23 protein-coding genes are annotated in these 20590 nt (G+C 67.3%); 10 read left to right on the top strand and 13 right to left on the bottom strand.

Features of this window, described 5'->3' with window-relative positions; translation table 11 throughout:
• The 3 genes from SB4_RS03835 to SB4_RS03845 form a co-directional block, all read right to left on the bottom strand.
• Positions 1–392 (bottom strand): heme exporter protein CcmB (locus SB4_RS03835; protein ID WP_193753729.1); only part of this gene is annotated, 392 nt, incomplete at its 3' end.
• Positions 389–979, bottom strand: a complete 591-nt coding sequence (gene ccmA, locus SB4_RS03840) for a heme ABC exporter ATP-binding protein CcmA (protein ID WP_058751489.1) — start codon at positions 977–979, stop codon at positions 389–391. The genes ccmA and SB4_RS03835, both read right to left, overlap by 4 nt.
• Positions 976–1383 (bottom strand): metallopeptidase family protein, encoded by a 408-nt coding sequence (locus SB4_RS03845; protein ID WP_058751490.1) that lies wholly within the window; start codon positions 1381–1383, stop codon positions 976–978. The genes ccmA and SB4_RS03845 overlap by 4 nt, the downstream gene beginning before the upstream one ends.
• Between SB4_RS03845 and SB4_RS03850 the strand changes: the two genes are divergently transcribed.
• On the top strand, positions 1282–1731 hold the full coding sequence (locus SB4_RS03850; RefSeq protein WP_275044978.1) for a 4a-hydroxytetrahydrobiopterin dehydratase: 450 nt from the start codon (positions 1282–1284) through the stop codon (positions 1729–1731). The two genes, SB4_RS03845 and SB4_RS03850, sit on opposite strands and share 102 nt — an antisense overlap.
• Positions 1732–1962: 231 nt before the next feature.
• Here SB4_RS03850 and SB4_RS03855 read toward each other — a convergent pair whose 3' ends face one another.
• The gene (locus SB4_RS03855) at positions 1963–2964 is read right to left on the bottom strand and encodes a fumarylacetoacetate hydrolase family protein (RefSeq protein ID WP_058751491.1); all 1002 of its coding nucleotides are present in this window, start codon (positions 2962–2964) and stop codon (positions 1963–1965) included.
• 274 nt (positions 2965–3238) lie between these two features.
• Between SB4_RS03855 and SB4_RS03860 the strand changes: the two genes are divergently transcribed.
• Entirely contained in the window at positions 3239–4630 is a 1392-nt protein-coding gene (locus SB4_RS03860; protein WP_058751492.1) for a DEAD/DEAH box helicase, read from the top strand.
• A 260-nt stretch (positions 4631–4890) separates the two neighbouring features.
• Positions 4891–5157: a hypothetical protein gene (locus SB4_RS03865; RefSeq protein ID WP_058716212.1), complete on the top strand. Its 267-nt coding sequence runs from the start codon at positions 4891–4893 to the stop codon at positions 5155–5157.
• Between the two features lie 117 nt (positions 5158–5274).
• Here SB4_RS03865 and SB4_RS03870 read toward each other — a convergent pair whose 3' ends face one another.
• Complete coding sequence (locus tag SB4_RS03870) at positions 5275–7248, bottom strand: potassium transporter Kup (protein ID WP_082669942.1); 1974 nt, start codon at positions 7246–7248, stop codon at positions 5275–5277.
• Between the two features lie 125 nt (positions 7249–7373).
• On the opposite strand from SB4_RS03870, the gene pdeM reads away from it, so the two are divergent.
• Positions 7374–8036 carry a ligase-associated DNA damage response endonuclease PdeM gene (pdeM, locus tag SB4_RS03875; protein WP_058751493.1) on the top strand — a complete coding sequence of 221 codons (663 nt, stop codon included), beginning with the start codon at positions 7374–7376 and terminating at the stop codon, positions 8034–8036.
• A gap of 47 nt (positions 8037–8083) precedes the next feature.
• Here the strand turns inward: pdeM and msrA are convergent, their stop codons facing one another.
• The 4 genes from msrA to pabB all read right to left on the bottom strand — a co-directional run bounded on the left by msrA (position 8084) and on the right by pabB (position 12206).
• The gene (gene msrA, locus SB4_RS03880) at positions 8084–8749 is read right to left on the bottom strand and encodes a peptide-methionine (S)-S-oxide reductase MsrA (protein WP_058751494.1); all 666 of its coding nucleotides are present in this window, start codon (positions 8747–8749) and stop codon (positions 8084–8086) included.
• A 72-nt stretch (positions 8750–8821) separates the two neighbouring features.
• Positions 8822–8959: a hypothetical protein gene (locus SB4_RS19925; protein ID WP_167345433.1), complete on the bottom strand. Its 138-nt coding sequence runs from the start codon at positions 8957–8959 to the stop codon at positions 8822–8824.
• Between the two features lie 245 nt (positions 8960–9204).
• The gene (locus tag SB4_RS03885) at positions 9205–10404 is read right to left on the bottom strand and encodes a pyridoxal phosphate-dependent aminotransferase (protein WP_058751495.1); all 1200 of its coding nucleotides are present in this window, start codon (positions 10402–10404) and stop codon (positions 9205–9207) included.
• A 53-nt stretch (positions 10405–10457) separates the two neighbouring features.
• The gene (gene pabB, locus SB4_RS03890) at positions 10458–12206 is read right to left on the bottom strand and encodes an aminodeoxychorismate synthase component I (RefSeq protein WP_058751496.1); all 1749 of its coding nucleotides are present in this window, start codon (positions 12204–12206) and stop codon (positions 10458–10460) included.
• A gap of 82 nt (positions 12207–12288) precedes the next feature.
• On the opposite strand from pabB, the gene SB4_RS03895 reads away from it, so the two are divergent.
• Positions 12289–12960, top strand: a complete 672-nt coding sequence (locus SB4_RS03895) for an MBL fold metallo-hydrolase (protein ID WP_058751497.1) — start codon at positions 12289–12291, stop codon at positions 12958–12960.
• Positions 12961–13104: 144 nt separating this feature from the next.
• Here the strand turns inward: SB4_RS03895 and SB4_RS03900 are convergent, their stop codons facing one another.
• Positions 13105–14733, bottom strand: a complete 1629-nt coding sequence (locus tag SB4_RS03900) for a M28 family metallopeptidase (protein WP_058751498.1) — start codon at positions 14731–14733, stop codon at positions 13105–13107.
• Positions 14730–15167 carry an MAPEG family protein gene (locus SB4_RS03905; RefSeq protein ID WP_058751504.1) on the bottom strand — a complete coding sequence of 146 codons (438 nt, stop codon included), beginning with the start codon at positions 15165–15167 and terminating at the stop codon, positions 14730–14732. Before SB4_RS03905 ends, SB4_RS03900 begins: the two co-directional genes overlap by 4 nt.
• 204 nt (positions 15168–15371) lie before the next feature.
• Between SB4_RS03905 and rpmF the strand changes: the two genes are divergently transcribed.
• The 5 genes from rpmF to SB4_RS03930 all read left to right on the top strand — a co-directional run bounded on the left by rpmF (position 15372) and on the right by SB4_RS03930 (position 18323).
• Entirely contained in the window at positions 15372–15551 is a 180-nt protein-coding gene (gene rpmF, locus SB4_RS03910) for a 50S ribosomal protein L32 (protein ID WP_042488281.1), read from the top strand.
• A gap of 37 nt (positions 15552–15588) precedes the next feature.
• Positions 15589–16617 carry a phosphate acyltransferase PlsX gene (gene plsX, locus SB4_RS03915; RefSeq protein ID WP_058716553.1) on the top strand — a complete coding sequence of 343 codons (1029 nt, stop codon included), beginning with the start codon at positions 15589–15591 and terminating at the stop codon, positions 16615–16617.
• Positions 16614–17582, top strand: a complete 969-nt coding sequence (locus SB4_RS03920) for a beta-ketoacyl-ACP synthase III (protein WP_058751499.1) — start codon at positions 16614–16616, stop codon at positions 17580–17582. Before plsX ends, SB4_RS03920 begins: the two co-directional genes overlap by 4 nt.
• A gap of 89 nt (positions 17583–17671) precedes the next feature.
• Positions 17672–17971 (top strand): integration host factor subunit alpha, encoded by a 300-nt coding sequence (locus tag SB4_RS03925; protein ID WP_058716555.1) that lies wholly within the window; start codon positions 17672–17674, stop codon positions 17969–17971.
• The gene (locus SB4_RS03930; protein WP_058751500.1) at positions 17955–18323 is read left to right on the top strand and encodes a MerR family transcriptional regulator; all 369 of its coding nucleotides are present in this window, start codon (positions 17955–17957) and stop codon (positions 18321–18323) included. The genes SB4_RS03925 and SB4_RS03930 overlap by 17 nt, the downstream gene beginning before the upstream one ends.
• Before the next feature lie 15 nt (positions 18324–18338).
• On the opposite strand, the gene SB4_RS03935 is transcribed toward SB4_RS03930, so the two are convergent.
• Together SB4_RS03935 and SB4_RS03940 are read right to left on the bottom strand one after the other, a co-directional pair.
• Positions 18339–18881, bottom strand: coding sequence for a hypothetical protein (locus SB4_RS03935; RefSeq protein WP_153006056.1), 543 nt, complete (start codon positions 18879–18881; stop codon positions 18339–18341).
• Positions 18882–18918: 37 nt separating this feature from the next.
• Positions 18919–20445, bottom strand: coding sequence for a peptide chain release factor 3 (locus tag SB4_RS03940; RefSeq protein WP_058751502.1), 1527 nt, complete (start codon positions 20443–20445; stop codon positions 18919–18921).
• Positions 20446–20590 lie beyond the last annotated feature (145 nt).

The raw sequence follows: 20590 nt of genomic DNA on the forward strand, positions 1-20590 counted from the left end.
GCCTCGACCCGGCCGATCGCCCCCGCCTCCAGCCCGAACAACCCGCCCGCAACCAGCGCCGCCGTCATCAGCGGCGGTGCAAAGGCGATCCAGTGCGCGACGATGCGCAGCGCCATGACCAGCGGCAGCGACAGGCCGTGCACCCGAATCTGGTCGAACCAGCCCGACTCGACATCAGGCGCGATCAGCCGATCGACCGGCAACAACGCAGCCAGCAGCGCCGCGACCCAGATCGCCCCCGCGCCGACACGCATCAGCACCGCCCGGTCGGGCCCGATGGCAAAGGGAAACAACACCACCGCCAGCAGGAAGAAGCCGCAGACCAGCCCCGCTCCGCCCCCGGCATAGCCGCGCCGCACGTCGCGCACGATCAGGGTTAGCGCAGCGCTCATGCGGACACGAACCCGTCGAGCGCCAACATGCGCGCATCGGCCAATGCCAATGGCTGATGCGTGGTCAACAGAACCGCCCCGCCCTCCGCACGATGACGCGCGATTACCCGCTCCAGCATCGCGACGCCTTCGGTATCAAGCCCGTTGCCCGGCTCGTCGAGCAGCCAGAGCGGCGCCTGCGACGCCAGCACGCGCGCCAGCCCCGCGCGGCGGCGCTGCCCGGTCGACAGCAGCCGCACCGGCACCTCGGCGAGCGTTGCCAGCCCCACCGTTTCCAGCGCCGCCGCCGCCCGCGCCGCAGCAACCGCCTGCCCATCCAGCCGCGCCCAGAAGGACAGCGCCTCGCCCAGCCGCAGTTCGGCATCGAGCGCGAGATCCTCGATCAGCAGGGCGATACGCCCCGAACGGGTGACACGGCCCTCGAACGGTGCGATCAACCCGGCGGCCAGGCGCAACAGGCTCGACTTGCCGATGCCGTTGGGGCCGGTGACGATGACCGCCTCCCCCGCCGACAGCGACAGCGACAATCGGGCAAAGAGCAACCGCCCGCCGCGCGCGCAGGCTACGTCGGACAGGTCCAGGATCACGCGACCGCGTCTTCCAGCGCGTGCATATCCGCTTCGGACAGGCCGAAATGATGGCCGATCTCATGGATCGTCACATGGACGACCAGATCGTCGAGCCGCACCCCCGTGTCGATCCACTCGGCCAGGATCGCCCGGCGAAAGAGATGGATGCGGTCGGGCATGCCGCCGGAATCCATCGAGCTTTTCTCGCCCACCGGCCGCCCATGATACAGGCCGGTCAGGTCGAGCGGATGCTCGAGGCCCAGCGCCGCCAGCGTCTCTTCATCGGCGAATTCCTCGACGATCAGCACGACGTCGCCCAGATGGGCGCGGAATTCCTCCGGCAGGCGCGCGATCGCATCCCGCGCGATCGCCTCGATCACTTCGGGACCGGGTGCTTCACCAATCGCGTCTTGCCCGCTCATGGCCGTCGTCTTACCGCTGTGCCGGTCAAAAGAACAAGAGAAGCCAAGGGGACGATCATGGTGGAACGGCTGAGCGAGTTGGACCGGGACGAGGCGCTGGACGGCCTGCCGGACTGGGACTGGGACGAAGGGCGCGATGCGATCAGCCGCCGTTTCGTGTTTGCCGACTTCAACGAGGCGTTCGGCTTCATGACCCGCGTCGCCCTGCTGGCGGAAAAGGCGGATCACCATCCCGAATGGTCCAATGTCTGGAACCGGGTCGACATCGTGCTGACCACCCATGACGCAGGCGGCCTGTCGGCGCGGGATATCGACATGGCCGAGGCGATCGACGCGCTGGTCGAGTGACCGCCTAAATCCTCCCCAAGCCGGTTTGGGGAGGATCGACATTCAAGTGGCGCCACTTTCTTTCCCCCCCTGGAAGGGGGGGCCATCCACAGGATAGTGGAGGGGTGTCACCGGTCGTGGATGGTCCGAACCCCTCCAGCCGGGACACCCCTCCGTCAGGCCTACGGCCTGCCACCTCCCTTTGCAGGGGAGGAATGGAATAAGGGTCGATCCGCCCTAAACAGGAATGGGTTACTCCACCGTCTGTTCGATCGCGCCGAAGATCGGATGGTGGCGGTCGTCCTCCATCCAGATGCGGACCGTGTCACCCTTCTTCAGGAACGGCGTCACCGCCTCGCCGCCCCGGATCGTCTCGATCATGCGCAGTTCGGCTAGGCAGCTATAGCCGACACCGCCCTCGGCCACCGGCTTGCCCGGGCCGCCGTCCGAATCGCGGTTGGACACGGTGCCCGACCCGATGATCGTCCCCGCCCCCAGCGCGCGGGTCTTGGCGGCATGCGCGACCAGCGTGCCGAAGTCGAAGGTCATGTCCTGCCCCGCATCCGCCCGACCGAAGGGCTGGCCGTTCAGATCGACCTTCAGCACGCGATGCAGCTTGCCGTCCCGCCACCAGTCGCCCAGCGACTCCGGCGTCACGAAGACGGGGGAGAAGGCCGAGGCGGGCTTGGACTGGAAAAATCCGAAGCCCTTGGCCAGCTCGCCGGGGATCAGCCCCCGCAACGACACGTCGTTGGTCAGCCCCACCAGCCGGATCGCCGCCAGCGCCTCTTCACGGCTCGCGCCCATCGGCACGTCGCCGGTGACGACGACGACCTCGCCCTCCAGGTCGCAACCCCAGCTTTCATCGGCCAACGGAATGGCGTCGCGCGGCCCCAGAAACCCGTCCGAGCCGCCCTGATACATCAGCGGGTCATGCCAGAAGCTCTCGGGCAGCTCTGCCCCGCGCGCCTGCCGGACGAGCGCGACGTGATTCACATAGGCCGATCCGTCCGCCCATTGATAGGCGCGCGGCAAGGGCGAGGCGGCGTCATGTTCGTGGAAACGCGCGCGCGGGATCGCCTCATGATTCAGGTCGGTCGCCAGATTGGCGAGCGCGGGCCCATGCGTCTCCCAATCGTCGAGCGCCGCCTGCAGCGTCGGCACGATATGCCCCGCATCCGCATACCAGGCGAGGTCGCTCGACACGACGACCAGCTTGCCGTCGCGACCATGTTTGAGACTGGCGAGTTTCATGCAGGACTCCTCTTCGCTAACTGGTATCGGATGTAACCATCCGTCCGCGCTTGTCACGCATTGCAATGGCGATCCTGCCCGAAACTTGACTTTTGGCAATGGCCAGCGCACATGGCCCCCCGTCGAGGCGTCCACTCGCAGCGTGAACGGACCATCTGGTCCCGGCTCCGCCCCGACCCTGTCTTCAGGCTTCCCTTGTCACGCGGGGTGTCATCAACCCCGGCCCGCGCTTGCGGCCTGTCGTGACTCGCGCGCCATGATCGAAAGTAATTCCATGTCCTTTTCCGAACTCGGCCTCGCCGAGCCGCTCGTCCGTGCGCTCGAAGCCAAGGGCTATTCCGAACCCACGCCGATCCAGCGCGATTCGATCCCGACGCTGCTGGAAGGCCGCGACCTGCTGGGCATCGCGCAGACCGGCACCGGCAAGACGGCGGCCTTCGTCCTCCCCTCGATCCAGCGGCTGGTCGAGGCCAACAAGCGCGTCCTGCCGACCCATTGCCGGATGCTCGTCCTGGCCCCGACGCGCGAACTGGCCAGCCAGATCGCCGAAAATGCCAAGGGCTATGCCAAGTTTTCCAAGCTGGCGGTCGCGACCGTCTTTGGCGGCACCAGCCTGAACAAGAACCGCCAGGACCTGTCGCGCGGCGTCGACATCCTGGTCGCCACGCCGGGCCGCCTGATCGATCTGGTCGAGCAGGGCTTCCTGAACCTGTCGATGATCGAAATCCTGGTGCTGGACGAAGCCGACCAGATGCTCGACCTGGGCTTCATCCACGCGCTGCGCCGCATCGTGAAGATGATCCCGCGCAAGCGCCAGACCCTGTTCTTCTCGGCCACCATGCCCGCCGCGATCCGCGATCTGGCCGACAAGTTCCTCGACAATCCCGCGACCGTGACCGTCACCCCGGTGTCGACCACGGCCGAGCGCGTCGACCAGTCGGTGACGTTCGTGACCCAGCAGGAAAAGCAGGCGCTGCTGACCATCCTGCTCGCCGATCCCGCGATCGAGCTGGCGCTGGTCTTCACCCGCACCAAGCATGGCGCCGACCGCGTCGTGAAGCTGCTGGCGGGCAACGGCATCGCCGCCAACGCCATCCACGGCAACAAGAGCCAGGGCCAGCGCGAGCGCGCGCTGGGCGAGTTCCGGTCGGGCCAGACCCGCGTGCTGGTGGCGACCGACATCGCCGCGCGCGGCATCGACATTCCGGGCGTCAGCCATGTCTTCAACTTCGAACTGCCCAACGTCGCCGAGCAATATGTCCACCGCATCGGCCGCACCGCGCGCGCCGGTCGTTCGGGGCTCGCGATCGCCTTCTGCGCCGAGGATGAGCGTCCGTATCTGAAGGATATCGAGAAGCTGACGCGGCAGAAGATCACCGTCGTGCCGCTGCCCGCCGACTTCGTGAAGCGCGCCGAGACGATCAAGTCGCAGCGCGTGAAGGCCATCGGTGCCGACCCAGCGCCGCGCGTCGACCGTCCGCGTGACCCGGCGCGTCCGCGCGCTACGCATCACCCGCGTGCGACCGACTCGCGGGCGCCGCAGGGCCGCCAGCCGCGTCGCCGCGGCGGCGGTGGCGGTGCGCCCGGTGGTGGCGGCGGCGGTCGCGGTCGTGGCGGCCAGGGTCGCCCCGGCGGCGGCGGTGCCGGTCGGGGCGCGCAGGGCTAAGCCCCTTCTTAAGCCCCTCCCACAAGCGGGAGGGGTTTGGGGAGGGCAAGAAGTCTCACCGAGACCATAGCCAGCGGCATACCCTCCCCCATCCCAGTTTCAGGTAAACGATGCCACGCATCGTTTAGGTCATGCCGGGGGCATGACCGACCTGAAACTCGCCTGCGGGAGGGGCGTGATCGCGGATAGCGCTTGCACCCCAACCCCGTCCTGATGCGTTGAGCGCGTAACGATTCCCGCGCATCAGGAGAGAGGTTGCCATGGACATTGCCCACACCCCCGCCGCCGAACGCATCGCGCGTGTGTTGTGCGGCCAGCGGCTGAGCGCCAATGCCAAGGGCGACTCGGAATCCGCATCCAAGCTGGTCGACGCGCAGTGGCGCGATCATATGGCCGACGCGCTAGCCGTGCTGCGGACGCTGCGCGAGCCCGATCAGGCGATGGCCGATGCAGGCGATCCCGTCATCTGGGAAAAGATGGTGCTGGTCGCGGTCGAAGCCGCCAAGCCACCCAAGGTCACGCTGTAAAATCCTCCCCGTCACGGGGAGGGGGACCAGCGAAGCTGGCGGAGAGAGGTAGCCGCGAGGGAAGCCCCCCCTCCGTCAGGCTGCGTCTGCCACCTCCCCGTGCCGGGGAGGAATATTCTACACCGTCACCTGCTCGCCCAGTTCCAGCACCTTTCCCGGCGGAATGCGCAGGAAGTCGGTGGGGTCGCTGGCGTTGCGCTGCAGGAACATGAACAGCCGGTCCTGCCAGGGCGGCATGCCCTTTTCCGCTTCGGGCTTCAGCGTGTTGCGGCCGATGAAGAAGCTGGTCTTCATCGGGTCCAGCCCCTTGCCGCTGGTCTGCACGCCCAGATCGCGAGGCAGGTCCCGCGGTACGTCTGGCGTTTCCATGAAGCCATATTTCAGGATGACGGTCGCGAAATTCTCGTCCAGCCGCTCCACTTCCGCGCGCTTTTCGGGCGGCACCACGGGGCGGTCGGCGGTGCGGATCGTCACGATCAGATTCTGCGCGTGCAGGATCTTGTTGTGCTTGAGGTTGTGGAGCAGCGCGCCCGGTGCCGAGGCGGGGTTGGCGGTCAGGAACACCGCCGTGCCCGGCACCCGCTCGGGCGGACGCTTGGTCAGCGCGGCGGCGAGGTCGGCGAGCGGGATCGCCTGCCGCTTCTCAAAGGCCGAGACGATGCCGCGCCCGCGCACCCAGGTGTGGATGATCACGCCCACGCCCGCGCCGACGAGCAGCGGCACCCAGCCCCCCTCGATCACCCGCAGGATGTTCGCGCCGAAGAAGATGAGGTCGAGCGCCAGAAAGGGCAGGATCGCCGCCGCGGCCAACCCGCGCGACCAGCCCCAGCGGTGCCGCACGACCAGGTAGGCGAGGCAGGTCGTCACCACCATCGTCCCCGTCACTGCAATGCCATAGGCGGCGGCCATCGCCGAGGACGTCTTGAACTGGATCACCAGCACCAGCACCCCGAACAGCAACAGCCAGTTGATCGCAGGCAGATAGATCTGCCCCTGGAAATCGGCCGAGGTCTGGCGGACGCGCAGGCGCGGCAACAGGCCGAGTTGGATCGCTTGCTGGGTCAGCGAAAAGGCCCCCGTAATCACCGCCTGCGCCGCGATCACGGTGGCGAGTCCCGCCAGCACGATCAGCGCCGGGCGCAACGGCTCGGGCGCCATCAGGAAGAACCAGTCCTGGTTGGTGAAGGTCTGGCCATTGGCCGCCGCCTGCTCCAGCGAGGCGAGCGCAAAGGCGCCCTGCCCCAGATAGTTGAGCGCCAGCGCGGGCAGAACGAGCGAGAACCAGCCGATGCGGATTGGCAGCCGCCCGAAATGCCCCATATCGGCGGTCAGCGCCTCCGCGCCGGTCACGGTCAGGAATACCGCCCCCAGCACGAACAGGCCGATGACGCCGTGGCTCATCAGGAAGCTGACCCCGTAACCCGGCCAGACCACCCGCGCGATCGAGGGTTCGTCGGCGATGTGCCAGACGCCCAGCCCGCCGATGACCAGGAACCAGAGGATACAGATCGGACCGAACAGCTTCGACACCTGTGCCGTGCCGCGCGACTGGATGAAGAACAGCGCGACGAGGATGACGATGGTGCACATCCGAATGACGTTCTCGTCGAAGATCGATGCGGCCGAGGGAATGGTGCGCAACCCTTCCATCGCCGACAGCACCGACAAGGCAGGCGTGATGATCGCATCGCCGTAGAAGAGCGACGCCCCCGCCGCGCCCAGCACCAGCGCCACGCGTGAGCGAACCCCCGCCGCGCGCCGGGCCAGCGCGGCCAGTGCCAGCACTCCGCCCTCACCCTGATTGTCGGCGCGCATCAGGAAGACGACATATTTGATCGTCACGACCAATATCAGCGACCAGAGCGCCAGGCTCAGTACGCCCAGGATTTCGCTGGGGTCGATGCCGTCGCCCGCCGTCTGCGCCAGGGCTTCGCGAAAGGCGTAGAGCGGGCTGGTGCCGATGTCGCCGAACACCACGCCGATCGCGCCGACGGTCAACGCCACCAGCGCCGGGTGACGATGGACGCCCGCGTCGTTACTGTCGCTGGATGGAGCCTGATGGCCCGTCAAATCGGTCGCCGTGCCTGTCATGCCCGCCGGAACCCCCTGTGCCAAAAGGACGGCGCGCTTTACGCTTCTGCGCGCCCGACGCAAGGGCTTTCCATCGTCCCCTGCAAACGCTTGATATTGCTGTGCGTCAAGCGCATGGACGGGAAATGGTTCCCTTTTCGTTCGGCGGCCACGACTTTACCGCACTGCCCGATGGCGCGCTGTACTGGCCCGCGCGGTCCGCGTTGCTGGTCGCCGACCTGCATCTGGAGAAGGCGAGCTGGTATGCGGGTGGTGGACAGATGCTGCCCCCCTATGATTCGCTCGCCACGCTGACCGAGTTGACCGCCATCGTCCGGCAGACGGGCGCGCGGGAAGTCTGGTGCCTGGGCGACAGTTTTCACGATGCAGAGGGCTGTGACCGATTGCCTGCCGATGCGCGGGCGATGCTGCTGGCGCTGACGGCCTCGACGGACTGGACCTGGATCACCGGCAATCACGATCCCGTCTTACGCGACCGCTGCGGCGGCGCGATGACGCAGGGGGCGGTGGTCGACGGCCTCGTCCTGCGCCACGAAGCCGATCCGGCGGAAACCCGGCCCGAATTGTCGGGGCATTTCCACCCCAAGCTGCGCCTGCGGGTTCGCGGCAAGCTGGTCGCCCGGCGCTGTTTCGTGGGGACGGCCAGCAAGCTGATCCTGCCCGCCTTCGGATCGCTGACCGGTGGGCTGGACGTCGATCACCCCGCGCTTCGCCAGGCGGTGGGCCGCCCGGCCGAAGCGCTGGTGCCGGTGCGCGACCGGATGCTGCGCTTCCCGGTCGCCGCTTGAGGATTTCCCCTCTCCCCTGGATAGGGGAGAGGGGAGAAAAAGAGCGCTTACCCCGCCCGCGCCAAATCGGGAAAACCGGCGCGGAAGCCCGCCACCTTGGGCTTGTCCCAGCGGACGATATAGGGGTGCGTCGGATTGCGGTCGTAGAAATTCTGGTGCTCAGCCTCGGCAGGGAAGAAGCTGCCCTGCTCGATCCGGGTCGTGATCGGCCTGGCAAAGGCGTGGGCGCGGGTCAGCTGCGCGATATAGGCGCGCGCGACCTGAGCCTGCTGGGGTGACTGGGCGAAGATCGCCGAGCGATAGCTGGGGCCGCGATCGGGACCCTGCCCGCCGACCTGGGTCGGATCATGCGCGATCGAGAAATAGATACGGAGCAGCGTGGCGTAGGAAACCTGGTGCGGATCATAGGTGATCCGAATCGCTTCGGCATGCCCCGTGCGTTCGGTGGAGACCGCGCTGTAATGGGCGTCTTCGCGCCGCCCTCCGGCATAGCCCGCCGTGACCGAGCGCACGCCCTTCACCCGCTCGAACACTGCCTCCATGCCCCAGAAACAGCCACCCGCCAGCACCGCGACCTGTGGACGTTGGACAACCGGCACGTCGAGCGCCGCCTTGGGCAGCGGCACCGCGCGTTCGGCCTGAGCCGGTAGGGAGGAAAGGGCGACCGCTCCGAATGCGGTCGCGGCCAGGGCGAAGCAGAGGATGTTGCGCATCGCCCGAATATGGGGCGGGCCGGATGGTTCGGCTAGGGGTGGCCCCGGGAAATCAGCCTATGGTGGAGGCGCTTAGCGAACCGCCTCGACCGGTGCCGAACCGTAACGGCTGGGTGCTTCGGCCGGGTGAAGGACCACGAGACCCAAAGCTCCCAGCGCAAATCCGCCGGCGAACTGCCACACGAAGCTGGACTTGAGGAGGGCACGCATTGTTCACTTCACCTGTCTAAACGGGTCGCTCCCCGGACGGGTCAGCGATCATCCGGGCGCCATGTGGTCGATGGCCGCCGTTCCGACAATGACGTTTATAGAAACTCAGCATTAACGGCACGTGGACGTGTCGTTCATGCCACAGTTAAGCCATATTGCTGCAGCGCACATAAGCCCATGAAAAAGCCAGCCAATCCGGCAATTTTCCCGGATCGGCTGGCCTCCCCATCGCCGTTATGGCAAAATTATTTCAGCGCAGCGCAAGCCGCCTGGATGCGGGTGCAGGCTTCCTTGAGCAGCGCGTCCGAGGTCGCATAGCTGATTCGCATTGCGGGCGAGAGGCCGAACGCCGCACCCTGCACCGCCGCCACCTTCGCATCGTCGAGCAGATAGCCGACAAACGCCTCGTCACTGTCGATCAGACGGCCCGACGGCGTCGTCTTGCCGATCAGCGGCGCGAAGGACGGATAGACGTAGAAGGCGCCCTCCGGCGTCGGGCAGGTCATGCCGTCGATTTCGTTCAGCATTGCTACCACCATGTCGCGCCGCACCTGGAAGGCCAGGTTACGCTCGGCCAGGAAGCTCTGGTCGCCGGTCAGGGCTGCGGTCGCCGCCGCCTGCGCCACCGAACAGGGGTTGGAGGTCGATTGCGACTGGAGCTTGGCGATCGCCTTGATGAGCCAGGGCGCACCGCCCGCATAACCGATGCGCCATCCGGTCATCGCATAGGCCTTGGAGCAGCCGTTCACCGTCAGCGTGCGCTCATACAGCTCGGGGCAGACCTGCGCGATGGTGGCGAAGCGGAAGCCGTCATAGACGATATGCTCGTACATATCGTCGGCAAAGACCCAGACATGCGGATGGCGAAGGATCACCTCGCCCAGCGCCTTCAGCTCGTCGGCGGTATAGCCCGCGCCCGTCGGATTGGACGGCGAGTTGAGGATGACCCACTTGGTCTTGGGCGTGATCGCCGCATCCAGGGCCTCGGGGGTCAGCTTATAGCCCTGCTCCGGTCCCGCCTTCACGATCACCGGCACGCCGCCCGCAAACTGCACGACGTCCGGGTAGCTGACCCAGTAGGGCGCGGGGATTACCACTTCGTCCCCTGCGTCGATCGTCGCGACCATCGCGTTGAACAAGGTGTGCTTGCCGCCGACATTCACGCTGATCTGGTCGGCCTTGTAGGTCAGGCCGTTGTCGCGCGCGAACTTGGCCGCGATCGCCGCCTTCAGCTCGGGCGTGCCGTCTACATTGGTGTATTTCGTCTTGCCGTCGCGGATTGCCTGGATCGCCGCCTCTTTCACGAAATCCGGCGTGTCGAAGTCCGGTTCGCCTGCGCCCAGTCCGATCACGTCGACACCGGCCCGCTTCAGCTCCATCACGCGGCTGGTGATGGCGAGCGTGGGGGACGGGCTGATACGGCCGAGCGCGGCGGAGGGCTGCATGATGGATACCTTTGCGACAGGAGAATGCGGCCGCGCCTTAGCCGCTCAACCGCTCAATCCGCAACCATCCGTGCACGAAACAATCCGCGCAGCGCATTGCCAAGCAAGAATCCGTCTTTCAGATCATCTCGGATCAACGGCGCCTCGCTGGCCTGCCCCGTCTCGATCAGATGACCGCGCAGCACGCCGGGAAGCAGCCCGGCGGCGAGCGGTGGCGTCAGCAGCTTCCCCTCCCGCTCGACGAACAGCGACGTAAAGCTACCCTCCGTGAGCGTGCCGTCACGGCCCTCGAACACCACTTCCGCCGTGCCTGCCGTCGTGCGCGCCGCGTCGTAGAAGCCCCGCGCGCTGGTCTTGTGCCGCAGCCGCAGATCCTCGGGCGCAACAGGCAGGGGTACAACACGCACCGGCACGACCTGCTCGAAGGGGGCGGGAGCAGGTCCGACCTCGACCACCAGCGCCCCGCTGCGTGCCAGCAACAGGCGGATGCGGCGGGCATCGCGCAGGCGGAAGGTCGCCGCCTGCAATTCGTTGCGCGCGTCATGGCGGTTGAAGCGAAAGCCCAGCGCCGTCGCACTCGCCTTCATCCGCGCGAGATGCGCCTCCAGGTGCTGGATACCCTCGATCGGATCGAAGCCCATCGTCTCGATCAGGTCGAAATCGGCGCGCCCGCCCTCGAGGAACGCGCCCTTGGCCAGGCATTCGTCCCACTCGTCCGCCGCCACCGAGTCGGCGACCACGCCCGATCCCAGGCCCAGCGTCGCATGGTCGCCGCCGACCGGCCAGGTCAGCGTGCGGATCGCGACGTTGAACATCGCATCGCCATCGGCATCCAACCGCCCGATTGCCCCGGTATAGAGGCCGCGCGGCGAATCCTCGATCTCGGCAATCGCCTGCATCGCGCGGATCTTGGGCGCGCCGGTAATCGAGCCGCACGGAAAGAGCGCCGCCAGCACGTCCAGCGCATCGCGCCCCTCGGCCAGCTCGGCGGTGACGGTCGACACCATCTGATGCACCGTCGGATAGGGTTCGACCGCGAAGAGTTCGGGAACCGACACGCTGCCTGCCCGCGCGACGCGCGACAGGTCGTTGCGCATCAGGTCGACGATCATCAGATTTTCGGCGCGCTGTTTGGGATCGTCACGCAAGGCGGCCGCCGCGCGCGCATCGGCGGCGGGATCGGCCTCGCGCCGTGCGGTGCCCTTCATCGGCCGCGCGGTCAGGCGGCCATCCTCCAGCGCGAAGAACAGCTCGGGCGACAGCGACAGGATCGTCGCCTCGCCGGTCGCGACCACCGCGCCCCAGCCCGCCCGCGACCGGGCCCGCAACCCCGCATAAAGCGCCAGCGGATCGCCCGCGACGGGCACCTGCGCACGAAAGCTCTGGTTGACCTGGTACAGATCGCCCGCCGTGATCAGCGCCTGCACCGCCGCGAACTGCGCGGCATGGCGCTCGGGCGACACCTCGGGCTCCAGATCGCCGATCCAGGCCCCGGCCGGATCGGGCAGCATCGCCTGCGGATCGACGATCGCGTAATCGGCGAACAGGCCGAACCACAGCAGCGGGCCATTGGCGGGTCGCGCGGCGACGCCAGGCTCGAACGCGGCCCCCGCCTCATAGGTCAGATAGCCGACCGCATGGAGGCCCGCCTGCCTTGCGCGGCGCAACCGCGCCAGCGCGGGCGCGACCTCCGCCGGGGCATGGGCGACGACGACCTCGACCGGCGCCGTATAGAGACGCGCCGCCGCCCCCCCGTCACGGGCGTCGTCGAGCAGGACGAAAGGAGGGGTGGGCCGCAGCATGAACCACGATCCATGCACGGCGGGCAGGGGCGCTTGCAAGTATCGATTGGCCGATGCTGTCCCAGTCCCTATCTCCGGGCCCATGACCGAGACCCCTATGCCGCCGCTACGCGCCGCGATCGTGCCCGTCACCCCGCTTCAGCAGAATTGCTCGATCGTCTGGTGCACCGCGACGATGAAGGCGGCGGTGGTCGATCCCGGCGGCGACCTGCCGCGTATCCAGGACGCGATCGCCAAGACCGGCGTGACGGTGGAGAAGATCCTGCTGACCCATGGCCATATCGACCATGCGGGCGGCGCGAAGGCGCTGTCCGACGCGCTGTCCGTGCCCGTCGAGGGGCCGCAGGAGGAGGATCGCTTCTGGCTCGCCCGGCTGGACGAGGACGGGCAGGCTTATGGCATCCCCGCGCAGGTGCTGGAGCCGACCCGCTGGCTGTCGGAGGGCGATACGGTGACGATCGGCGACCTGACCCTGGATGTGTACGAGACGCCGGGGCATACGCGCGGGCACGTGATCTTCCACCATGCGCCGTCGCACTTCGCGCTGGTCGGGGACGTGCTGTTCCAGGGATCGGTCGGCCGCTCCGACATGCCCGGCGGGGATCACGATACGCTGATCCGTTCGATCGTGGAAAAGCTCTGGCCGCTGGGGAACGACACGGCGTTCATTCCGGGGCACGGCCAGCCCAGCACCTTCGGGCATGAGCGGCAGAGCAACGCCTTCGTGGCGGACCGGGTATTGGGCCTGGGGTAAGACTTTCCCTTCCATTCCCCCCCTGCAAGGGGAGGCGGCGGTCCGCAGGACTGACGGAGGGGTGTCCACGCTGGCGGTGACACCCCTCCACCATGCTACGCATGGCCCCCCTCCCCTTGCAGGGGAAGAATAGGCGCGGCGGGATTACCGCCGGTCCGCAGCACTCTCGCTGCGAATCGCCTTGAACTCGGACCCGGCGCGCCATTCGGGCCAGTTCCGTCCATCGGCCAGGTCGCGCCCGATCCGGTAGAACAGATCGACATCCGCCGCCGCGCCGCGCAAGTCCCAGTTCGCGTCCCAGGCATCGCAGGTCTGGTGATAGCAGCGCATATAGTCGTCGAGCCATGTCTGCCCCGCCGTGCGCCCGCCCGCGACCAGATCGGGCGCGCCGCTGATCGCCATCAACAGCAGCGTCGGCACGCCGCGCCGCGCGACCGAGAAATGATCGGCGCGGTAGAACAGCCCGCGCTCGGGCAGCGCCTCCGGCGTCACCACGCGCCCTTGCGCCGCGGCGGTGGTCTTCAACCGGTCCTCCAGATCGTTCTGCCCGTCACCGACCAGCATCACGTCCTTGGCCGGTCCCGCCGTCTGCAGGATGTCGAGCGTCAGATTGGCGACGGTCTTCGACAGCGGATAGACCGGCTTCACCGCATAGGTCTCCGAACCCAGCAGCCCGCGCTCCTCGCCGGTCCACAGCGCGAAGACCAGGCTGCGGTCGGTCGGCGGCGCGGCCTTGAAGGCGCGCGCCAGTTCCAGCACGCCCGCCACGCCCAGCGCATCGTCGTTCGCGCCGGGGCGAATCGTTCGGCCTTGCGCGTCCGCCTTGCCCCGGCCGTACGCATCCCAATGCGCGCCGAACATCACGACCTCATCGGGGTGCGTCTTGCCGGGCAGCTTCGCCAGCACGTTGCGGCTTTCCGCGCGCACCATCGTCACGGGCAGGTCGGCGGAGAAGGATTGCCCCTTCAATGCGACCGGCCGGAAATCGGCACGTCGCGCGGCTTGGCGCTGTTGCGCCAGGTCCAGCCCCGCGGCGGCGAAGATCTTAGTCGCCGACTCGCCGGACAGCCAGCCTTGCAGCAGGACCCGCGAACTCGGGTCGGCGCGGACGATGTCGTAATTCTCGCCTGCGGGCGCGGTCACCGTCGCCCAGCCATAGCCTGCCCCGGCCGTATCATGGACGATCAGCGCGCCGATCGCGCCCTGCCGCGCGGCTTCCTCATATTTATAGGTCCAGCGGCCATAATAGGTCATGCGCCGGTCGCCGAACTTGCCCTTGGCATCGTCGCCCGCCGCCGCCTCGAAATCGGGATCGTTGACCAGGAAGACGGCGATCTTGCCCTTCAGGTCGACGCCCTTGAAATCGTCCCAGCCGCGCTCGGGCGCGTGGACGCCGTAACCGACGAACACCATCGGCGCATTCTGGATCGCCACCCGGTCGACGGGCCGCACGGTCGAGACATAGACGCCCTGCCCCTGGACCAGCGGCATGGCCCCGGCCCGCATCGCCCCCTGGCCGATCTGGGTGCGGATCAGCGGCACGGGCTGCGTCCACTGGCCATTAGGTCCGCCGGGTTGCAGACCCATCGCCCGGAACTGCGCGACCAGCCAGTCGACGGTCTTGGTTTCCCCCACCGTGCCCGGCGCGCGCCCCTCGAACGCGTCGGAGGCGAGCGTCTTCACATCGTCGGACAGCCGCTGCGGCGAGATGGGGTCGGGGGCGGCACCGGTCAGCGCGACGGCGGCCAGAGCGATCAGGGGAAAACGAATCATCGCTGCTCAGCCTTATAGACAATGACCCCGGTCACGGGGGTGGTGTTGGCGGTATAGACGATGCCGATTGCCCATCCGGCCAACAAGGCCAGGATCGCCCAGGTTCCGATCGCGCCGCCCGCGCGGCCGATATTGGGGGCGGGCCGCATCATGCCCCAGCCATGGCCGATCCGCGCCAGGATAAAAGCCCCACCCAGCACCCACAGCCAGAAGGCCGAGCCGCCCGCCAGTTCGATCAGCCCCATTAGGATCAGGACGAAGGGCGCATATTCGACGAAATTGGCCTGGGCCCGCATGCCCGCACCGAGTCGCGAATCGCCGCCATCGCCCAGCAGAATCTTACCGCGTACCCGCCCGACGACGATTCGCAGGGCGAGCCATAGATTGACCAGCGCGGCCGCCGCCGCGATGCTGAGCGTGACGGGCAGGATCATAAGCGGCGCATTCTCCGGGATTTGGACGAGGAAGCGGAGTGCCATTCCCCAGCCCGGCTTGCAACATCGGCAAAACTCGCTATAGGCGCGGGGCTTCGCGATGCGTCCGGCTGGGTGCTCACGCGGCCGGGTCATCGATCCGGGCGCGCAATGGGTGCTGATCGTGGCGTATTCCACCCATTGTTCGATTGATAAGGTGCCGCAATGGCCGTCCCCAAGAGAAAGACTTCGCCCTCCAAGCGCGGCATGCGCCGTGGCCACGACTCGCTGACGGTCGCGGCGTTCCAGGAATGCCCGAACTGCGGCGAACTGAAGCGTCCGCACAATCTGTGCACCGCCTGCGGCCATTATAACGGCCGTGAGGTCGTGTCGGTCGAGGGCTGATCCCTCTACCTGACCTGATTGACCGTTAGAGGAACGCATGGCCGATAACGCCTGGATCGCCGTCGATGCGATGGGCGGCGACGACGGGCTGGCCGTGATGCTGGCCGGTGTCGCCAGGGCGCGTCGTCGCTTCGAGGGCATGCGCTTCTTCCTGGTCGGGGACGAGGCACAGATTGCGGAGGGGCTGAAGGTCCATCCCAACCTGTCCGCCGCGTCCGAGATCATCCACGCCCCCGAGATCGTCGGCTCGAGCGAAAAGCCGAGCCAGGCGATTCGGCGTGCGCGTGTGACGTCGATGGGTATCGCCATCGATCTGGTGAAGCAGCGGCGCGCCGCCGCCATGGTGTCGTCGGGCAATACCGGTGCGCTGATGGCGATGGCCAAGCTGTCGCTCCGCACCCTGCCCGGCATCGACCGGCCCGCCCTCGCCGCGCCGCTGCCGACGCTGGGCGACAATGACGTCGTCATGCTCGACCTCGGCGCCAATACCGAGTGTGACGCCCGCAACCTCGTCCAGTTCGCGGTGATGGGTGCGGCCTATGCCCGCATCCTGCTCGAACTCGACAATCCGCGAGTCGCGCTGCTCAACATCGGGTCCGAGGACCAGAAGGGCACCGACGAGATTCGCGACGCCGCCGCCGTGCTGCGCGGCCAGAATCACCTGCCGCTGAACTTCACCGGCTTCATCGAGGGCAACCAGCTGGCCCGTGGCGAAGTCGACGTGATCGTGTGCGACGGCTTTGCGGGCAATATCGCGCTCAAGACCGCAGAGGGCACCGCGCGCTTCGTCGGCGACCTGTTGAAGCGCGCCTTCCGCTCGTCGGCGCGGTCGAAGCTCGGCTTCCTGATCTCGCGGCCCGCCACGCAGCTGCTGCGCGATCACCTGGACCCCAACAATCATAATGGCGCAGTCTTTCTGGGCCTGAACGGGGTGGTGGTGAAGAGCCATGGCAGCGCCAACGAACTGGGCGTCGCCACCGCGATCGGCAATGCGGCCAAGATGGTGCGCGCCGACCTGACCCGGCGCATTGCCGAGGATCTCCTGAATTTCGAGGACGCTGCATGATTCGTTCGATCGTCACGGGTACGGGGTCGGCACTTCCAACCCGGCGGGTGTCGAACGAAGAACTGGCGCAAGAGGTCGACACGTCCGACGAGTGGATCGTCGAGCGGACCGGCATCCGCTTCCGCCACATCGCTGGGCCGGAGGAAACCACGGCCACGCTGGCCGCCGACGCCGCCAAGGCCGCGATCGCCGCCGCCGGCCTGTCGGCGCAGGATATCGACCTGATCGTCCTGGCGACCGCCACGCCCGACCAGACCTTCCCGGCGACCGCGACCAAGGTCCAAGCGATGCTGGGCATCAACGACTGCGTCGCGTTCGATGTGGCCGCCGTCTGCTCGGGCTTTCTCTATGCCGTGCAGGTCGCCGATGCGATGCTGCGCTCCGGCGTGCAGCGCCGCGCGCTGGTGATCGGCGCGGAGACCTTCAGCCGCATTCTCGACTGGGAGGATCGCACCACCTGCGTCCTGTTCGGCGACGGCGCGGGCGCGATGGTGCTGGAGGCGCGTGAAAGCTCCGATTCGGATGGTCGCGGCATTTTGGCCACCAAGCTCCATGCCGATGGCCGCCATAACGGCCTGCTCTATGTCGATGGCGGCCCTTCCACCACCGGCACCGTCGGCAAGCTGCGGATGAAGGGACGCGAGGTGTTCCGCCACGCCGTCGTCAATCTGGCGCAGGTGATGGAAGAATCGCTGGGCCTAGCGGGCTTGACGTCGGCCGATGTCGATTGGGTCGTGCCGCATCAGGCCAATGCCCGTATCCTCGACGCCACCGCCCGCAAGTTGAACCTGGCCCCGGAAAAGGTCGTCGTCACCGTCGACCGTCACGCCAACACCTCCGCCGCCTCGGTGCCGCTGGCGCTGGACACGGCGGTACGCGACGGACGCATTCGGGAGAACGACCTGATCGTGCTGGAAGCGATGGGCGGGGGCTTCACCTGGGGCGCGGCGGTGATCCGCTTTTAGACAAACGATTGACATTAACCGAGATAAATCCCTTTCGGTCCCAATCTTGGATGTGTTAATCGGTCACTTCCGCACCATTGGGGGATGGCATGACGAAGGCTGGAACGTTGACACGGGCGGATCTCGCCGAATCTCTGCATCAGGAAGTGGGACTGTCGCGATCCGATTCGGCAGAAGTCGTCGAGCAGATTCTCGTCGAGATGTGCGACGCCCTGGGACGCGGGGAAAACGTCAAGATCTCCGGCTTCGGAACATTCGTGCTGCGCGACAAGGGTGAGCGGATCGGCCGCAACCCCAAGACCGGGATCGAGGTGCCGATCGCACCCCGCCGCGTCCTGACATTCCGCGCCAGCCAGATGATGCGCGATCGTATTGTCGCGGCCGGATAGACCGACACGCCCGGCCGATGGCGGCAAGACCGATGGTGCGTTGCGCACCATCGGCGAAGTCTCGCGCGAAACCGGCGTGGCGCAGCATGTGCTGCGCTATTGGGAAAGCCGCTTTTCCCAGCTTCGTCCGGTTCAACGCGCAGGCAACCGACGCTATTATCGCGCCGATGACCTGATCCTGATCCGCCGCATCGACCGCCTGCTCAATCAGCAGGGCTATACGGTGCGTGGGGTGCAGCAGCTGTTCGACACCGAATCGCGCGCCAAAAACGATCCCGCCGCGATGCTGCGCGCCATTCGCGACTCGCTGGCCGAGGGCCTAGCCTGGGACGACCGGGCGGAGCGGCGATAAGGCGTCAGCCCGTTGTCAGGCGGGCTGGACCACCCCGCCCTGCTGACCCAGCAACAGGTCTCGGCAGGCCCGGTTATAGGCATGCGCCCGCCACCAGAACCATCCGCCATTGCCGACGCCCCAGGCCGCCACGCCCAGCGCCGCCCAAGGCACTGCACGCGCCACCCGGCCGCCACGCGCCGCGACCCGGCCAGCCGCCAGGCCGCCCTTGCCGATCCGCCGCGCCGTCTTGGCGAGCTTCCCCGCCGCCCGCGCCTGCGACAACAGGCCCGACCCGCCGCGCAGGTCGCCCAGAATCGCGGCCGGACCGACAAAGCCCTTTAGCTTGGCGGCAATCTCCTGCGCCTCGATCGCCATGCCCGGCTCCAGCTGGCGACGCTGCGCGCCGGTCAGGCCATAGGCATCGCCGATGGCGTCGATCGTCTCGGCCAAGCTCTCGGTGCCGATGGTCAGCGCCTTCGCCCCAGCCTTTAGCGCGCGGCGGCGGATCAGCTTTTCATTGGCCTCGAAGGTCGCTTCGATCGCGGCTCGGTCCATGGCGGGTCCCTGTTCGTTCATGGTCGTTGAAGCGCCGAAACGGCCCTCGGGTTCCGAATCAGCGCTCGCGCGTGGCGAGGAAGCGGACCTTGGGGTAACGGTCGGCGACATAGCCGACTTCCCAAGCGCTCTTGGCGAGGAAGACGGGATTGTCGTCGCGATCCTTGGCCATCGCCGCACGGTTCAGATCCATGAACGCCTTGAGATCGGCGGGGTCGTCCGCCGCGATCCAGCGTGCGGTGTCGAACGGCGCGGGCTCCAGCCCGGCCGCGACCTTATATTCCGCATCCAGCCGCGACAGCAGCACGTCAAGCTGGAGCTGCCCGACCACGCCGATGATCCAGTTCGACCCGATCTCTGGGTAGAAGACCTGGGTCACCCCCTCCTCCGCCATGTCGTCCAGCGCCTTGCGCAGCTGCTTGGTCTTGGTCGGGTCCTTGAGCGCCACGCGACGCAGGATTTCAGGGGCGAAATTGGGCAGGCCAGTGAAGCGGACATCCGCCCGCTCCGACAGGGTATCGCCGACCCGCAGCGTCCCGTGGTTCGGAATACCGATGATGTCGCCCGGAAACGCCTCGTCCGCGACTTCGCGGTTCTGCGCGAAGAACAGGATGGGCGAATGGACCGCGATCGGCTTGCCATGGCCCGTCGGGGTCAGCTTCATGCCGCGCTTGAAGGTGCCCGAGCACAGCCGCATGAACGCGATCCGGTCGCGGTGCTGCGGGTCCATGTTCGCCTGCACCTTGAACACGAAGCCGGTGACTTCCTTGTTCTCCGGCGAAACGGGCGCGGGCTCGGCAGGCTGCGGGCGAGGCGGCGGCGCGTGGCGGCTGAGCGCGTCGATCAGTTCGGCAACACCGAAGTCCTTGAGCGCCGAGCCGAAATAGACCGGCGTCAGGTCGCCGTTGCGATAGGCTTCCCCGTCGAACGCGGCATAACCCGCCTGGGCCAGTTCGATTTCTTCGGCGATGTCGGCGGGCAGGGTCGGCGCATCGTCCACCTTGCCCAGAAAGGCGCGACTGTCGCCCTCGGGACGGCTGACCTTGCCGGTGGTCAGGTCGAGGATGCCCTCGAACAGCCCGCCCATGCCGACCGGCCAGCTCATCGGCGCGACGTCGAGCGCCAGGATGTCGGCGATCTCGTCGAGCAGTTCGAAGGGCGGACGGCCCTCGCGGTCGACCTTGTTGACGAAGGTGATGATCGGCACCGAGCGCAGGCGGCAGACCTCGAACAATTTGCGCGTCTGCGCCTCGATACCGCGCGCCGCGTCGATGACCATGACGGCCGAGTCGACCGCGGTCAGCGTGCGATAGGTGTCCTCCGAGAAATCCTCGTGGCCCGGCGTGTCGAGCAGGTTGAAGGTCACGCCGTCCTTCTCGAACGTCATGACCGAGGAGGTGACCGAGATGCCGCGCTGCTGCTCGATCTTCATCCAGTCCGACCGCGCGCGCCGGTTCTGGCCCCGCGCCTTGACCTCGCCCGCCAGATGGATCGCGCCGCCGAAATAGAGCAGCTTTTCGGTCAGCGTGGTCTTGCCGGCGTCAGGGTGCGAGATGATCGCGAAGGTGCGGCGGGGGGAAGTCATGGGCGGCTCTGTTGAATAGGGAAACGGCGCATCCGAGCGCCCGAGATGATGCGCCTGTTACAGCAAATTGCGGCACAAGACAGGCCCCGGATTGCAACCCGTTCAAGGCGGCGAAGCACCATCTCACTCCCCTCCCCTTCAGGGG

Origin of the sequence: Sphingomonas sanguinis (assembly GCF_001476905.1) — a bacterium.
Taxonomy (GTDB): Bacteria; Pseudomonadota; Alphaproteobacteria; order Sphingomonadales; family Sphingomonadaceae; genus Sphingomonas; species Sphingomonas sanguinis_B.

Coding starts and splice junctions, on each gene's coding strand:
- SB4_RS03850 (WP_275044978.1), top strand. CDS start 1,282: ATGGGCGCGGAATTCCTCCGGCAGGCGCGCGATCGCATCCCGCGCGAT.
- SB4_RS03845 (WP_058751490.1), bottom strand. CDS start 1,383: ATGAGCGGGCAAGACGCGATTGGTGAAGCACCCGGTCCCGAAGTGATC.
- SB4_RS03855 (WP_058751491.1), bottom strand. CDS start 2,964: ATGAAACTCGCCAGTCTCAAACATGGTCGCGACGGCAAGCTGGTCGTC.
- SB4_RS03860 (WP_058751492.1), top strand. CDS start 3,239: ATGTCCTTTTCCGAACTCGGCCTCGCCGAGCCGCTCGTCCGTGCGCTC.
- SB4_RS03865 (WP_058716212.1), top strand. CDS start 4,891: ATGGACATTGCCCACACCCCCGCCGCCGAACGCATCGCGCGTGTGTTG.
- SB4_RS03870 (WP_082669942.1), bottom strand. CDS start 7,248: ATGACAGGCACGGCGACCGATTTGACGGGCCATCAGGCTCCATCCAGC.
- pdeM (WP_058751493.1), top strand. CDS start 7,374: ATGGTTCCCTTTTCGTTCGGCGGCCACGACTTTACCGCACTGCCCGAT.
- msrA (WP_058751494.1), bottom strand. CDS start 8,749: ATGCGCAACATCCTCTGCTTCGCCCTGGCCGCGACCGCATTCGGAGCG.
- SB4_RS19925 (WP_167345433.1), bottom strand. CDS start 8,959: ATGCGTGCCCTCCTCAAGTCCAGCTTCGTGTGGCAGTTCGCCGGCGGA.
- SB4_RS03885 (WP_058751495.1), bottom strand. CDS start 10,404: ATGCAGCCCTCCGCCGCGCTCGGCCGTATCAGCCCGTCCCCCACGCTC.
- pabB (WP_058751496.1), bottom strand. CDS start 12,206: ATGCTGCGGCCCACCCCTCCTTTCGTCCTGCTCGACGACGCCCGTGAC.
- SB4_RS03895 (WP_058751497.1), top strand. CDS start 12,289: ATGACCGAGACCCCTATGCCGCCGCTACGCGCCGCGATCGTGCCCGTC.
- SB4_RS03900 (WP_058751498.1), bottom strand. CDS start 14,733: ATGATTCGTTTTCCCCTGATCGCTCTGGCCGCCGTCGCGCTGACCGGT.
- SB4_RS03905 (WP_058751504.1), bottom strand. CDS start 15,167: ATGATCCTGCCCGTCACGCTCAGCATCGCGGCGGCGGCCGCGCTGGTC.
- rpmF (WP_042488281.1), top strand. CDS start 15,372: ATGGCCGTCCCCAAGAGAAAGACTTCGCCCTCCAAGCGCGGCATGCGC.
- plsX (WP_058716553.1), top strand. CDS start 15,589: ATGGCCGATAACGCCTGGATCGCCGTCGATGCGATGGGCGGCGACGAC.
- SB4_RS03920 (WP_058751499.1), top strand. CDS start 16,614: ATGATTCGTTCGATCGTCACGGGTACGGGGTCGGCACTTCCAACCCGG.
- SB4_RS03925 (WP_058716555.1), top strand. CDS start 17,672: ATGACGAAGGCTGGAACGTTGACACGGGCGGATCTCGCCGAATCTCTG.
- SB4_RS03935 (WP_153006056.1), bottom strand. CDS start 18,881: ATGAACGAACAGGGACCCGCCATGGACCGAGCCGCGATCGAAGCGACC.
- SB4_RS03940 (WP_058751502.1), bottom strand. CDS start 20,445: ATGACTTCCCCCCGCCGCACCTTCGCGATCATCTCGCACCCTGACGCC.